14 protein-coding genes are annotated in these 12,978 nt (G+C 49.3%); 6 read left to right on the top strand and 8 right to left on the bottom strand.

Going from position 1 to position 12,978, the window contains the following annotated elements; all coding sequences use genetic code 11:
• Positions 1-18: 18 nt before the first annotated feature.
• Positions 19-846 (bottom strand): O-methyltransferase, encoded by an 828-nt coding sequence (locus AC5JMP_RS13145; RefSeq protein WP_495851929.1) that lies wholly within the window; start codon positions 844-846, stop codon positions 19-21.
• Positions 843-2,087, bottom strand: coding sequence for a sedoheptulose 7-phosphate cyclase (locus tag AC5JMP_RS13140; RefSeq protein ID WP_495851928.1), 1,245 nt, complete (start codon positions 2,085-2,087; stop codon positions 843-845). The genes AC5JMP_RS13145 and AC5JMP_RS13140 overlap by 4 nt, the downstream gene beginning before the upstream one ends.
• 354 nt (positions 2,088-2,441) lie before the next feature.
• On the opposite strand from AC5JMP_RS13140, the gene AC5JMP_RS13135 reads away from it, so the two are divergent.
• Together AC5JMP_RS13135 and AC5JMP_RS13130 are read left to right on the top strand one after the other, a co-directional pair.
• Complete coding sequence (locus tag AC5JMP_RS13135) at positions 2,442-3,110, top strand: HAD-IA family hydrolase (RefSeq protein WP_495851927.1); 669 nt, start codon at positions 2,442-2,444, stop codon at positions 3,108-3,110.
• 22 nt (positions 3,111-3,132) lie between these two features.
• The gene (locus AC5JMP_RS13130) at positions 3,133-3,921 is read left to right on the top strand and encodes a TauD/TfdA dioxygenase family protein (protein WP_495851926.1); all 789 of its coding nucleotides are present in this window, start codon (positions 3,133-3,135) and stop codon (positions 3,919-3,921) included.
• 114 nt (positions 3,922-4,035) lie between these two features.
• On the opposite strand, the gene AC5JMP_RS13125 is transcribed toward AC5JMP_RS13130, so the two are convergent.
• The 6 genes from AC5JMP_RS13125 to apcA form a co-directional block, all read right to left on the bottom strand.
• The gene (locus AC5JMP_RS13125) at positions 4,036-4,839 is read right to left on the bottom strand and encodes a PhzF family phenazine biosynthesis protein (RefSeq protein WP_495851925.1); all 804 of its coding nucleotides are present in this window, start codon (positions 4,837-4,839) and stop codon (positions 4,036-4,038) included.
• A 29-nt stretch (positions 4,840-4,868) separates the two neighbouring features.
• Positions 4,869-5,357: a universal stress protein gene (locus AC5JMP_RS13120; protein WP_495851924.1), complete on the bottom strand. Its 489-nt coding sequence runs from the start codon at positions 5,355-5,357 to the stop codon at positions 4,869-4,871.
• Between the two features lie 113 nt (positions 5,358-5,470).
• Positions 5,471-6,694 (bottom strand): FtsW/RodA/SpoVE family cell cycle protein, encoded by a 1,224-nt coding sequence (locus AC5JMP_RS13115; RefSeq protein ID WP_495851923.1) that lies wholly within the window; start codon positions 6,692-6,694, stop codon positions 5,471-5,473.
• Positions 6,695-7,015: 321 nt separating this feature from the next.
• Positions 7,016-7,219, bottom strand: coding sequence for a rod-capping linker protein CpcD domain-containing protein (locus AC5JMP_RS13110; RefSeq protein ID WP_495851922.1), 204 nt, complete (start codon positions 7,217-7,219; stop codon positions 7,016-7,018).
• 224 nt (positions 7,220-7,443) lie between these two features.
• A complete protein-coding gene (gene apcB / locus AC5JMP_RS13105) occupies positions 7,444-7,929 on the bottom strand; it encodes an allophycocyanin subunit beta (protein WP_495851921.1) in 486 nt (161 codons plus the stop codon).
• Between the two features lie 94 nt (positions 7,930-8,023).
• Positions 8,024-8,509 (bottom strand): allophycocyanin subunit alpha, encoded by a 486-nt coding sequence (gene apcA / locus AC5JMP_RS13100; RefSeq protein WP_495851920.1) that lies wholly within the window; start codon positions 8,507-8,509, stop codon positions 8,024-8,026.
• 439 nt (positions 8,510-8,948) lie between these two features.
• On the opposite strand from apcA, the gene hpsE reads away from it, so the two are divergent.
• The 4 genes from hpsE (at position 8,949) to AC5JMP_RS13080 (ending at position 12,972) form a co-directional block, all read left to right on the top strand.
• Complete coding sequence (hpsE, locus tag AC5JMP_RS13095) at positions 8,949-9,923, top strand: hormogonium polysaccharide biosynthesis glycosyltransferase HpsE (RefSeq protein WP_495851919.1); 975 nt, start codon at positions 8,949-8,951, stop codon at positions 9,921-9,923.
• A gap of 23 nt (positions 9,924-9,946) precedes the next feature.
• The gene (locus tag AC5JMP_RS13090) at positions 9,947-11,059 is read left to right on the top strand and encodes a glycosyltransferase family 4 protein (RefSeq protein WP_495851918.1); all 1,113 of its coding nucleotides are present in this window, start codon (positions 9,947-9,949) and stop codon (positions 11,057-11,059) included.
• Positions 11,060-11,171: 112 nt separating this feature from the next.
• Entirely contained in the window at positions 11,172-12,812 is a 1,641-nt protein-coding gene (locus tag AC5JMP_RS13085; protein ID WP_495851917.1) for a peptidase M15A, read from the top strand.
• Positions 12,778-12,972 (top strand): hypothetical protein, encoded by a 195-nt coding sequence (locus AC5JMP_RS13080; protein ID WP_495851916.1) that lies wholly within the window; start codon positions 12,778-12,780, stop codon positions 12,970-12,972. The genes AC5JMP_RS13085 and AC5JMP_RS13080 overlap by 35 nt, the downstream gene beginning before the upstream one ends.
• The last annotated feature ends 6 nt before the right edge of the window (positions 12,973-12,978 follow it).

The following is a 12,978-nucleotide window of genomic DNA, read 5'->3' as shown; positions in this document are numbered from 1 at the left end:
TGGATGTAGGAGCATCGTTTACACTCGGCGAATTAAGGTGAGACCATCTCTCAACGGCAGCAACACCTGCTCTATTCGAGGGTCGTCCACAACAGTTTGATTGAAGGAGGCGATCGCGACTCCATTGGCTGTAGACTCACTCGACAAGTAGGGCTGTCCCTGCATCAGCGTATTGTCTACACAGATCAGACCATTGGGTGACAGTAGACCAGTGTCTAGCAGCAGATTCAAGTAGTCTACATATCCTGCTTTGTCAGCATCGATAAAGACTAAATCGAACGTTTCATTAGCGGCAGCTAATTGTTTCAGCGTCAACAGTGCGGGTGCTACTTTGACCAAAATTTTGTGACCATCGGGTGACTGATCAAAACACTGCTGAGCAAACTTTGCCACATAGGCATCGACTTCACAGGCAACTACTTTGCCATCATCGGGCAGAGCTTCAGCCATCGCTAGGGCAGAGTATCCGGTAAACATCCCAATCTCTAGCACCCGCTTAGCCTGAGTTAGATGCACAAAGAATTTCAAAGTTTGACCTTCTACATGCCCTGACAGCATTTCTTGCTCCAGCTGCTGTACGGTTTCACTGTCAGAAAACCGCTGGCTCCAATCTTCTGCCTGGGTACGTTTGACAAGAGAGGCGAGAGCAGAAGATTCTGGCGTTGTGCAATGACTCAGGTAAGGATCTAGCCCGCTGGCTAAGGCAGAGGCTTGTCGTAGTTCAGACTTCAGATTTGCATCAACGCTGTCTAGGGCTTCTATCTGCTGGCTGAGATGTTCAAGCTTTGCCACCAGAATCCCTAGCGGTGTCACAGGTCTGGGCGATGTCAACGATTTGGAAGTCATGCGTCTATCCCTACTGAAATAGGATGGCTCGCTGCCTCCAATGACATATACATATCTTCTCCCTCTCCCCCGCGAGGATAGCCGCGACATATCTCTTTGTGAATCGCCAAAATCTCATCCAATTCAGTCCTTGTCAAATCATTGATAAAGAAGCAGCTACCAATAGGATGAGGAACGGCTGCCCGCAGCAACCCATCCCGCGTCCGGCTGATCGATTCTGTCGCTTTCCACAGCAGCTCAGGAGTGAGATAAGGACTATCGATCGCCAGACCGATACGGCTCATCAGTCCGATAATGCGATCGCGATCGCTGACCGAAATGTAGCCCCGCTGCTGAGCAATAGTTGCCGAGAACGCCATGTCAATGTTGACTCCATGACCGTGGAACATAGGAATCTCAGGCGTTAGCTCTAAAGTCGGACTCCAGGTATGACCATAGGCAATTACGCGATCGAGATCCAGTTCATGTAGGTTGGGCACTTCTAATCCCAGCATGGTGTTGATGGCATCGTACGTGACCCTGTGCGCCACCTCTCGCAGCTCAGGCGTCCCATTCAAGTAGCCAAATCGGGTGTGCAAAAGTTCTTCACCGTGGTTTTCTAACAGCTCAAAGATGCTGCTGTTAGCAACGACCGCAATTTTAATCAACTCTGCCATGCCGTTGCGTACCTGATCCACGGGTAGCGTCTTTAAAAAGGAGAAGTCGAGAATCACCTTTTGAGAAGCATGATAAGCACCCAGTCGATTCTTTAGCTTGCCGTGGTTAACAGCCACTTTGATGGCAACACTCGCATCAATTAGCCCAATCAGCGTTGTGGGCACTCGGATGTAATTCGTGCGACGGCGATAAGTAGCACAAGCAAAGCCCGTTACATCGGTAGTTAAACCGCCACCAACGACTAAAACAGGCTCTTTACGGACTAGCCCAAAATCTGCGAATGCGTCCACAATCCGCTCAAAAGTCCGCAATGTCTTATCAGTTTCCTTAATCGTGACTGGGAAAACCGTTAAGTCAATTTCATAATGCCTGAAATAAGTCCGGATCTGCTCACCGTACAAGCCATAGACTGCCTCATCTATCACCATGAGACAGCGCCCAAACTGACGATAGCTCTCTGCAATCTCAGAATTCTCAAGTGCAAAGGCTCCATCCACATAAAGCAAGCTGAAGTCAATCTTCTCGTATCCCTCGACATGAAAAGCTTTTTCCGTAGCTCTGAAAGTTGCCTGGATGTTACCCATGAAGTTTTCCTGATAGCTCGACTACATATAACTTAACAATCTTTCTCATCATTATCACGGTAATCAAACGCAATATCAACGTGAGCGCAAGATTGATGTGGGAGCGGGTTTCTATGGTGGCGACGCTTGTTCTAGACGGTTCTAATTTGCGCCAGCCCCTACAGATAGTATTCTTGCTTTGATGATGAGCAAGTATGTCTTTAGAGGTATTTTTTGAAAATTTATTAAGATAGATTGCGCTTGAATATAATAATTAAGGCTGCTGCTCTTTCAAAGGCAGAGCTTTTAAGCTGTGCTCTTGTCGGCAGCGTCTAGGCGCTCAAGTCTGGGCAAGACGGATTACAGAGAAAACATATGTCAGCTATTCTCTTTGGCTCTATTGGCACGATCGCAGACACTTCCGAACTTCAAAGACAGGCTTTTAATCAGGCTTTTGAAGCTAACGGACTCAATTGGTACTGGAATCAAGAAGAGTATCTGAAAATGCTAGAGCAAAGCGGAGGGCAGAAGCGGATTGCTGCCTACGCGAGTTCCACTGGACAGACCGTTGATGCTGCGGCAATTCATAGATCAAAGTCAGAGATTTTTCAAAAAAACTTAACGGAATCTCAGGTGTCGCCGCGCTCAGGCGTGGTCGAAACCATCCAAAGCGCTAAAAGCAAAGGTTTGAAGCTGGCCTTGGTGACAACAACGTCTCAAGAGAACATTGCACTATTAATCGAAGCACTGCGTCCCAATATTCAAGCCACCGATTTTGATGTAATCGTCAATGCCTCCAGCATCGAACACCCGAAACCAGACAAAAGCGCCTATGTCTTTGCGCTAGAAAAACTGGGTGAGAAATCAGATAGCTGTGTTGCGATCGAAGATAACGTGGATGGGGTTGAAGCGGCGACATCGGCAGGCTTAGCTTGCGTCGCGTTTCCCGGCGAGAATACGGCTCATCACGATTTCGTGAAGGCTCAGCTCTTGGTAAACCGCTTGAATTTTGATGAGTTGCAGCAGTTGATTTTAAGCGAGTAAGCTGCATAGGGTAGACATGGTTATGAATAGAGAAAACATTGCTTTTCGCCCGCTTTTACCTTTTGGTAGGGAAGCATACGGGATTAGCATCACTGACGTGAACGATAAAGATATCAACTCTTTGAAGAACGCCCTTGCCAACCATGGATTTGTTGTCTTTCGGAGGCAGTTGGTCAGTGATGCAGACTTTGTTACCTTTCTCGATCGGTTAGGGCAGCTAACTTTTACAGTGGGTGAGACACCTGTCTTACACCAGCCCTCTCTCAATGTTGTCAGCAACATTGGACGAGTTCACCCACCCAGAAGCGTTTTTCATACAGACACGAGCTACGTTTCTCAGCCGCCTGCATTCACGGCTCTGCGGGCTTTGACAGTACCTTCGGCTGGGGGTGAAACGCTATTCTCAGATCAATATCGTGCCTACGACACATTGCCCCGATCGCTCAAAGAGAGGTTTGCAGATGCAAAAGTTCTCCATGTCGTGTCTGGTCTCACATTAGGTGAAGATCAGGAAAAACAAAGCTGGCATTCTTTGTTTAGGCGGCATCCTATTTCAGGTCGTCTGGCGCTATTTTTATCTACACCAGAACGGTGTCAGGCTATCTCAGGAGTAATGCCTGAAGCGGCTCATCGAATAATTCGGTTGCTCTACAAACATTCAATTCGTCACTACAGGCTTTACCGTCATCAGTGGCAGCAAGACGACATTGTGATCTGGGACAACCGCTGTACGATGCATCGTGCTGATCATGCCAAAGTTGTTGGCGATCGGCTCTTACATCGGGGTCTTGTATTGGGCGAAGCCCTTTGACTTTAAACAAATCTTATAAGCTGCCGTCAACTTGCTTAAGACATTTAGGGAAGGGCGCTTCGCGCCCTTCCCTAAATATCCCCGTCCTAACCGCCTTGGCGGTTGCCATAACACCTAAGCCAGTAGTTCTCCACGTAAAACCGTCACGGCTTGTCCACCTAAGTAAACACGATCGCCTTCATATTGCACTTTGATCACGCCGCCTCTAGCAGAAGCTTGATAAGCCAAAAACTCCGATTTGTGGAGGCGATCGCGCCAGAAGGGAGCCAAACAGCAGTGGGCAGAACCCGTTACCGGATCTTCGTTAATCCCCATCTGAGGTGCAAAGAAGCGAGATACAAAGTCAAAGTGACTTGCCTCATCTGCCAAACTTGTGACGATTACCCCATGCACAGGCAGGTTTGCCATTACCCCAAAATGGGGAGAGAGTTCGCGAACCGACTTTTCTGAATCTAAAGCAACAAGATACCCTAACGAGCTTTGCCAAACCTCGTCAATTGCCGCACCTGCAAGGGCTTCAGTGAGCTGTGGCGGGATATCAATTTGCTGGGAGAGATTTACTGGAAAATCAAGCTGAATCCATTCCCCCTGCTGTTTTGCAACTAGCAAACCGCTGCGGGTATGGAACCGTGCCTTTATTTCAGGCGGTAAGTGACCCTCTGACCACAGCACATGGGCACTAGCCAACGTCGCATGACCACACAGATCGATCTCAACAGCAGGCGTAAACCAGCGCAGGTTATATCCATCCTCCTGTTTCAGCAGAAATGCTGTTTCCGACAGATTCATTTCTTGCGCTATGCTCTGCATCCAGCGATCGCTCATGGGTTCTCGCAACAGGCAAACTGCCGCCGGATTTCCTGCAAACGGTGCATCTGTGAAGGCATCAACTTGTGTAATGGCAATGGCTAAGCCCATGGGAGTGCTAAGGTTTTAAGATCAACAGGCTAAGCTTTCGGCGCATGGACTGTCAGAATTTCGCAGGGCGCATGGTGTAGCACATAGTTACTGACGCTGCCTAGAAAAAGCTCGTTGAGGCTAGAAGTTCCTCTTCGCCCCACTACAATCAGGTCAGCCTGCCAATTTTGAGCCAGTTCGCAAATCACACGACCCGGATAGCCCGGTGTCTGCGTAAACTCAGTTTTGACCCCGGCATCAGTAGCAATCTGAACATGCGATCGCAAAAAACCTAGCCCCTGCTCTTCGTACTCCTGCCACTGCTTTTGATAAACATCAAACACAGCCGCCTCCATCGTCAGGCTAGATCTCAAACCTGTTGCCGAGACTGGCATTTGGGGACTGCCTGCTTCATCAGCCGACAGAACATGCAAAATCATCAGTTCTGCCTCTAATGCTTTGGCAATACCCAGCGCCTTGCCAAAGATGATTTCTCCTAGGGGAGATTGATCGATCGCTACCAAAATCTTATGAAACATAAAAGCGCTCAGGTTCAAGAATACAGGTTGTAGAAGCGCATCTGCTTCTCTAAAAGATTACTACCACACGACAGCGCTGCCGAACGAATAAGCAGCTTTCTTAAACTTTGCGGCTAGACACCCGTTCTCTCAGTCATCGTATACCGATTCAAAGATACAACCTCTGCTCCGCTCTCACGGGCAACCCGAATCAGTAGCCCTGCTGCTAGCAGACTAGCAATCATAGAGCTACCCCCATAGCTAAACAGCGGGAACGGTAGCCCCGTTGTCGGCAAAGCCCCAGTCGCTACGCCAATGTTTAGCAAAGCTTGCCCCACCATCAAAACCATCACGCCGATCGCCACGAGTTGATGGACTTTGTTGTTAGCTTTAACCGCCACCCGCAGCGCCAATGTGCCATATATCACCAGCATCAGCATCAGCAGCAAACATCCGACGAAACCAAATTCTTCAGCAAACACTGCAAAAATAAAGTCCGTATACTGAATCGGCAGATAGAACAGCTTTTGCCGCGACAGACCAAAGCCTGTGCCTAGAAATCCGCCAGACCCGATCGCCAGCAAACTCTGAATCAACTGATAGCCATCTTGCCTGGGATCTGCCCAAGGATTCAAGAAGGAAATCAGTCGCCGCCGCTGATAAGACTTGAGGCTAACGCTAACGATCGCCGCCAGTAAACCCGCCCCCGCAGCGCTCCCCAAATAGGAAAAAGGCAGACCCGATGCTAGGGCAATCAGCCAGAGCATCATGCCACACAGCGAGGCGGTGCTGAGATTGGGTTGCAGCAGAATTCCGGCAAGCGTCACGACAAAAATTCCTAGCCAGGTGAGCCGCGTTGCCCAACTCAGCCGATCCCATTGCCCAAAGATTCGAGCCGATTGCAGCACCAGAAACGGTTTAATCAGCTCGGAGGGCTGAATGCCAACAGGGCCAATCACCAGCCAGCGCGTCGCCCCATTCACCGAGGTGCCCAAGCCAGGGAGCAGCGTCAGCAAAATTAGCCCCAGCATCAGCAAAACGCCCCAGTCTGCAAAGCCCAAGATGTACTTTAGGGGTGAATGCACCAGAATATTGAACCCGACTAGCCCAATACAGATCCAGACAATCTGCACCTTGAAGTAGTACAGACCATCGCCCCAATCTTTGTCGGCGATCGGGTAAGACGCAGAAAACATCACTACCAGCCCAACAAAAATCCAGAGAAATGTTAGCCAGCGTAAGAACCGAGCTTCTGCTGACCAATCTTGGGTTGAGGTGTCAAAGAAGGGGAGAAAATGGCGGAGTTTCACGGCTAGATAGCTTGAGGTGGAGTTGAGCGATCGAAAGCTCAAATACATTAACGCAAGTCAGCCCAATTTTTTCTCAACACTCAATTTTTTCTCATACCAATTTGAATTGGAACCACGACAGATCCCGGTATGGGCTTGGCAATGCCAAACCCCTTCTGAGGTTCGATGTGCCCACAAATTCGTTTAAATCGGTATAACCTTGATTAAAACTCAAACGCGGCAGATACCTTTTAAGAGCCACAGAGAGAGCGGTTCTCAAAAAATATCTGCCGCATCAACAGCATGATGGATGTAGAATCCAAAATCTGAAGTTTTTAGGCGATCGAGCAAGGTTCCCCAGAGTAAAGTTTTCTGGATAAAGCCCAGACTCTACAACAAGCCCGTGTTCGCGCCTGGTTTGCCCGTTGCCAACTCAACTTTAACGATTTTGCCACCCATCTTCATGATGCGCTGCTGCTCCTTAAACCAGTTGTCGTAGGGAACTAGCTTGGTGAAGTAGGTATTTTGCAGTTCCCGCTGGGTACGAATCCGGGTTTGGCTAGGAACACAGGCCGTAATTTTGAACATCCGCATGGGCTTTAACGCTCCCGTTTAAACTGGAAAATTTTGATTAAATCTAGAGACTGAACCTAGAAAATTTTAGGTACTTACTGCAAGTCTGGGAGTCTGATGTCAATCCTAGACCGTCACAGCGAGCCATTAGCTGCCGTTGACCCCCTAGCACTCACACCAAACTGCCCAGACCTAAAAAAGCTACGAGACTGAAGCGCTCACGTTCAAACTCTCAACTCAAACTCTTAGCTCAAGCCAGAGCAGATGTAGTCGAGGTAAACGCCCATTTCCTTCCCTGCATCAGCGCCCACCAAGCTGGCGGTCACTTCTTTGATGGCTTGGATTGCTTGCACTGTTGCTGCAACCGGAACGCCCAAGGAGTTGTAGGTTTCTTTCAAGCCGTTGAGCACGCGCTCATCAAGAATGGAAGGGTCGCCTGCCAACATGGCATAGGTAGAGTAGCGCAGGTAGTAGTCGAGGTCGCGGATGCAGGCTGCATAGCGACGGGTGGTGTACATGTTGCCACCGGGACGGGTGATATCAGAGTACAGCAGGGACTTTGCCACAGCTTCTTTGACGATCGCCGCAGAGTTGGCGCTGATGGTGGTCGCTGCACGAACGCGCAGTTCGCCGCTCGAAAAATAGCCCTTCAGCTTCTCTAGAGCAGACATATCCAGGTACTTGCCCTGAACGTCGGCAGAGTTGATTACAGCAGTAATTGCGTCTTGCATGATTTTGCTTCCTTAAAAAATGCGTTGATGTCTATCGGGCGATCGAAAAGTTCCAAGTCTTGAGCTGAGCTAACCCAGCGGCGGCTTAGCGCTCCTATTGCATAGCACCGATAACGTAGTCGAAGTAAGCACCTGCTTCAGAAGCATCTTCACCAGACAGCAGGGAAGAAGCCACGTTCTTCATGGCACGAACGCCTTCAGCAACCGCTTCGATGGGGGTTCCCAAAGACTTGTACATTTCACGCACGCCCACGATGCCGATTTCTTCGATCGGGGTAACGTCGCCAGAAACCACTCCGTAGGTGATCAGACGCAGGTAGTAATCCATGTCGCGCAGGCAGGTTGCGGTCATTTCTTCGCCGTAAGCGTTGCCGCCGGGAGAAACCACATCAGGGCGCTTTTGGAACAGCTGATCGCCAGCTTGCTTCACAATACGCTCACGAGATTCTGTAAGGACTTGAGCGATCCGCAGACGGCGTTCGCCAGAGGTAACAAAGCCTTTGATCCGATCTAGTTCGCCGGGGCTAAGATAGCGAGCCTCAGCATCTGCATTCACGATTGACTTCGTGACAATACTCATTGATGGATTCCTCCGAAAAGCAAGATGTAACCAGTGTGTTTAAACAGCACTTACCGCTGGGTAGCCTGAGCCGCTGAACGGCTAAGCCCTCAACCGTAAAGCCACGTTAGCCAGATAACTTTAAATTTAGCTATCTCTGCCTGATAATTTTCGAGCATTGCGTTCACACTCTTAAGGCATCCGTAACATTTTGTAATAATTTTCCTCATTCAGACATCTCATTCAAACAATCGGTGGAGATGAGAGCCTGCTAGAAGCAGCATACTTTCGGCAAAATCGCAACATCGAATTTCCAAAAAAGTTAGTGATTTTCTGAGAGATTTGAAGATTTGATGCGCTTCTCATTCTCAACTGTTGTTGGATTGCCGTTTTGACTTGGGCACACTGGAGCTAGGTCTTTTGCTTAACGGACTGTACAGGAAATGTTGAAGAGCAGCCAGTGGACTTTACCGTAGCCATTCCCACCTACAACGGAGAGCATCGCCTGCCTGAGCTTTTGGAGCGATTGCGATCGCAATCAAATCCGGCTAATCTGCAATGGGAAATCCTAATTGTGGATAACAATAGCAGCGATCGCACCCCTGAAGTTGTTCAGTCTTTTCAAGCTCATTTTCCAGTAGCCATTCGCCATCTCAAAGAGCCTTGCCAAGGTGCAGGATACGCCCGACATACTGCAATTCGATCGGCTCAAAGTGATTTAGTTGGGCTTTTAGATGATGACAATCTACCAGATGAAACTTGGCTGAGTGCGGCCTACGATTTCGCCCAAGTTCATGTTCAAGCTGGAGCATATGGCAGTCAAATTCGAGGAGAATTTGAAGTCAATCCCTCTGAAAATCTACGGCGAATTTTGCCGTTTTTAGCGATTACAGAACGGGGTGAGCAACCCACTTGCTACATCCGCTCACAGGGGCTTTTGCCGCCTACAGCAGGGTTAGTCGTTCGCAAACAAGTCTGGTTGGACTATGTGCCTGAAGCAGGTATTTTGATGAAACTAGGCTTTAAGCGATCGGATGGCAATCATTGTGGTGAAGATATCGAAGCTCTGGGTTATATTCATCGATCGCCCTGGGAAATTTGGTACAACCCCGCTATGAAAATCACCCATAAAATTCCGGCTTGGCGATTAGAAAGATCTTATTTACTCCCTCTTTTTCGCAGCATAGGGTTGAGTCGGTATGTGACTCGGATGCTCAAGATTCAGCCCTGGAAAAGATCGCTGATGGTCATGCTATACATCGCTAACGATTTTCGAAAAAGCGTGTTGCATTATTTGAAATATCGATCGCAGTTACAAACTGATTTAGCGGCTGCCTGTGAAATGGAGCTATTTTTAGGAAGTCTGCTTAGCCCTTTTCACCTCTGGCAAGCTTACTTTTGGCAAAAAAGCATTCGTAAAAAATCAGGTCTTTAATTTCATAGCTTTCAGGGGTGATCATGCATGTCATCGTTTTAGAAAATGAGCCATCTTCTCGTCGCGGGGGGCAAGAATTAAGCTTAATTGATATCTGTAAAGGGCTACATCAGAGAGGGCACAAAGTTAGTTTGCTCTACACGAAACCCGGTGATTTGTTGGAGCAATATCAAAGCTTTTGTACCCATATAGATTTTGTCGATGGATATAAATTGACATTACAAAATCCTGCTCAATTTTTTACAGGCTTGCGCGAAGTGGGTCAATCTATCAAAGCTGAGCCTGAGAGCTTGGTTTATAGCAATCAATATCAGGAAAGTTTTTTTGGCTATGGATTAGCTTCTCTCAAACGCATTCCCTTAGTCTGTCATTTACGACTACCTCCCCCTTCAACGTTGGGAATTCAATCTAGGCTAGGACTGCATGGCGCAAAACGATTAATTGCAATTTCACGCTGTACTCGAACAGATTGGATAGCCGCGGGCTTTGCCAATGACAAAATTAAGCTAGTTTATAATGGAATTGATTTAGGAAAGTTTCAGCCTCAAGCAAGTAAGCTAGCAGATAGTAAAGTGATTGCTTACGTGGGGCGATTAGACAAGGTCAAAGGTCTAGAAACTTTATTGAAAGCGATCGCCCTCCTCAAGTCAGAGGCAAATTCAGAGAAATTGCATTTGCGTCTGCTCATTGCCGGAAAGCCTTTGATCCAAAATGCTCACTACCAGGATTTTTTGCATCAGCTTACTCATCAGCTCAATATCACGGCAAACGTTGAATTTCTAGGTCATGTTGCCGATCCCGCCGAGGTCTATCGATCCAGCCATCTGGTGGTTTTACCCAGCCTTTGGGCTGAACCCTTTGGGCGATCGCTGCTAGAGGCGATGGCCTGTGGGGTGCCTGTGGTGGCTAGTCGAGTGGGCGGCATTCCAGAAGTGCTGTCAGGCGAGTTTGCGCAAGGGCTGTTTTGTCCCGGCGACGCAGAGGATCTAGCGGCAAAGCTGCGGTATGTCTTAGACTGGCAGGCTCAAGACCCTAGCTTAGGGCAGCGCTGCCGAGATTATGTGAGCGATCGCTTTCCCCTCAGCCAAGCCGTTGAGGGTGTAGAGCGAGTCATGCTGGAAGCGTTGAGTCAGTGACTGAACCTGTCATTTAACGCCACAACCTTAAAAGCATTCGTACTGAATCGGCAAATTCCATCTACCATTTATCAGGGTAAAAGATTCAGGACAGTTAAACACAAGGTTAGCTATGGCAGGACTCAGCGCCGATCAGCGTCACTATTATTATTCGAGTGAGGCAACCCGCACAGGCATTCACAAGCCGCTCTTGGCAGCGCTCTATCAAGTTCACCATCGTCCTGCCCTCAGCGACGGCGAAATGGGCTTGGGAATCTCTCCTGCTAACCGCATTGCTTTGGAACAGGTCAATAGCTTTGCGGCACAAGTCCAGTTTGCAGCCAATACCATTCGCAGTATCACCGATCGCCTCACGGCACAGGGCTGGAAAGGAGCCGATATCTGGGATGCTGACGCAGGTCACTACACCGATCGCTTTCTTCAGGCGATCGCCAACGGCTACAGTCCTCCCATAACTGATCTGATGGCAACCCGGCTAGAATCTGCCGATCTGCAAACGCTTCTGCAAACCTACAAAGCGAATACGTTGCAGGACTGGGCGATCGGCAGCTCAGATGCGCTGCCACCCAAACAATCCTTCCTTGATGCTGCCTTAGTTGAGCTTGCAGAACCTATTTCCCGCTATTACATGGGGCTGTCTTATCAACGTCAGGCTCTTCTGGAAGCCGTGCGAATCTGGCGGAAGCTGAATACGCTTGAGGGCGCGATCGCCTCTCTCTTACGCATTAACGAAACAGCCCTTAACCTTGCTAGCCTGGATGAAGTCACGCTTGATCGGGCGCTGATTCAGTTTATTCAGCAGCTTCCTCCTTTTTATGCGGGCTATCCGCACCAGAGAGAGGCGCTATTACGAATGGCTCAGCTTTGGCGACGGTTAGAGAGTCGAGAAGCCGCAATTGTCTCTCTACAGCAGAGCACTTCTCCTGAAACTGATATCAGCATTATTGATCCGGCGCTGATTGCCTTTGTCCAGCGTTTGCCTCAGCAATATCAAGGCAAAGGCGACCAGCGCAATGCCATGACCGAAACCTTTCGCCTCTGGCAAGACCTGGATTCGCGAGGGGAGGCACTCAAAACTCTGGGGGTAGACGCACGGGTGCTGACCGCCAGCAATCCCGATCGCAATGCTCTATTGAACGCAGCGACTCAGCTCGATCGGGCGCTCTTAGACTTCGTGAAGCACATCCCGACAACCTACGAGCAAAGCGATCGCCAGCGAGAGGCGTTGATTCGTCTTGTGCAGCTTTGGCGCGATTTAGAAGGACGCGATCGGGCAATTCAGACGTTGCTGGATGATTTGATTCGCCTAGAGCATCCCCAGCGTGGTGCCGATGCCCCACCTATCCCCGAACCCATAGCGTCCCTGGCGCGTCCAGATCGCTGGACACCCGACAATCTTCAAATTCATGCGCTCATCTTGCCCAACGGCAGTTTCACCTGGGCAGAGGCAACCCAGGGCGGAGCTTACTTGCCTGAGCATCAGGAAACCGTTGATGCGATCGTTCGGATTGCTGAACTGGCTGAGCAGGCTAGCGATCGCCTGGGTTGCCCACTGCGCATCACCCGATGGTACTGTCCTCGGAAGCGGCACAGTCTTGGAGATGCGATCGAGTTCTACTGCGAGGGATTGACGGGCAGCCAAATCTATCTAGCTTTAGATTCTGTATGGACAGGCAGCTTAGGACGATATACCCAAACGCCTTACCTTTGCTATATTGATGCGTCCCCTCATCAAGCTCGATGGAAAATTTAGGCGCGATCGCCTCCACAGGGCAAATTCCCATCTCTTGACCTACATGCACCTCTCTCTTTTGGCGCTTTCCCAACGGGTTTCAGGGGCGCTCCGCGCCCCACACTCTGTGCGAGATATGAGTTGCTCCACTCCTCCTGATCTCAAACGGATTGCCTCGTAATGGTTT

The organism is Drouetiella sp. (assembly GCF_059504425.1).
This window is presented reverse-complemented; position numbering and strand designations above follow the sequence as displayed.

Bases quoted from the DNA above. Each gene is read 5' to 3' on its own strand.
- AC5JMP_RS13120 (WP_495851924.1), bottom strand. From the start codon at position 5,357: ATGTTTCATAAGATTTTGGTAGCGATCGATCAATCTCCCCTAGGAGAA.
- AC5JMP_RS13140 (WP_495851928.1), bottom strand. From the start codon at position 2,087: ATGGGTAACATCCAGGCAACTTTCAGAGCTACGGAAAAAGCTTTTCAT.
- apcB (WP_495851921.1), bottom strand. From the start codon at position 7,929: ATGCAAGACGCAATTACTGCTGTAATCAACTCTGCCGACGTTCAGGGC.
- AC5JMP_RS13080 (WP_495851916.1), top strand. From the start codon at position 12,778: ATGCGTCCCCTCATCAAGCTCGATGGAAAATTTAGGCGCGATCGCCTC.
- AC5JMP_RS13145 (WP_495851929.1), bottom strand. From the start codon at position 846: ATGACTTCCAAATCGTTGACATCGCCCAGACCTGTGACACCGCTAGGG.
- AC5JMP_RS13130 (WP_495851926.1), top strand. From the start codon at position 3,133: ATGAATAGAGAAAACATTGCTTTTCGCCCGCTTTTACCTTTTGGTAGG.
- AC5JMP_RS13115 (WP_495851923.1), bottom strand. From the start codon at position 6,694: ATGTATTTGAGCTTTCGATCGCTCAACTCCACCTCAAGCTATCTAGCC.
- AC5JMP_RS13125 (WP_495851925.1), bottom strand. From the start codon at position 4,839: ATGGGCTTAGCCATTGCCATTACACAAGTTGATGCCTTCACAGATGCA.
- AC5JMP_RS13135 (WP_495851927.1), top strand. From the start codon at position 2,442: ATGTCAGCTATTCTCTTTGGCTCTATTGGCACGATCGCAGACACTTCC.
- AC5JMP_RS13085 (WP_495851917.1), top strand. From the start codon at position 11,172: ATGGCAGGACTCAGCGCCGATCAGCGTCACTATTATTATTCGAGTGAG.
- AC5JMP_RS13090 (WP_495851918.1), top strand. From the start codon at position 9,947: ATGCATGTCATCGTTTTAGAAAATGAGCCATCTTCTCGTCGCGGGGGG.
- apcA (WP_495851920.1), bottom strand. From the start codon at position 8,509: ATGAGTATTGTCACGAAGTCAATCGTGAATGCAGATGCTGAGGCTCGC.
- AC5JMP_RS13110 (WP_495851922.1), bottom strand. From the start codon at position 7,219: ATGCGGATGTTCAAAATTACGGCCTGTGTTCCTAGCCAAACCCGGATT.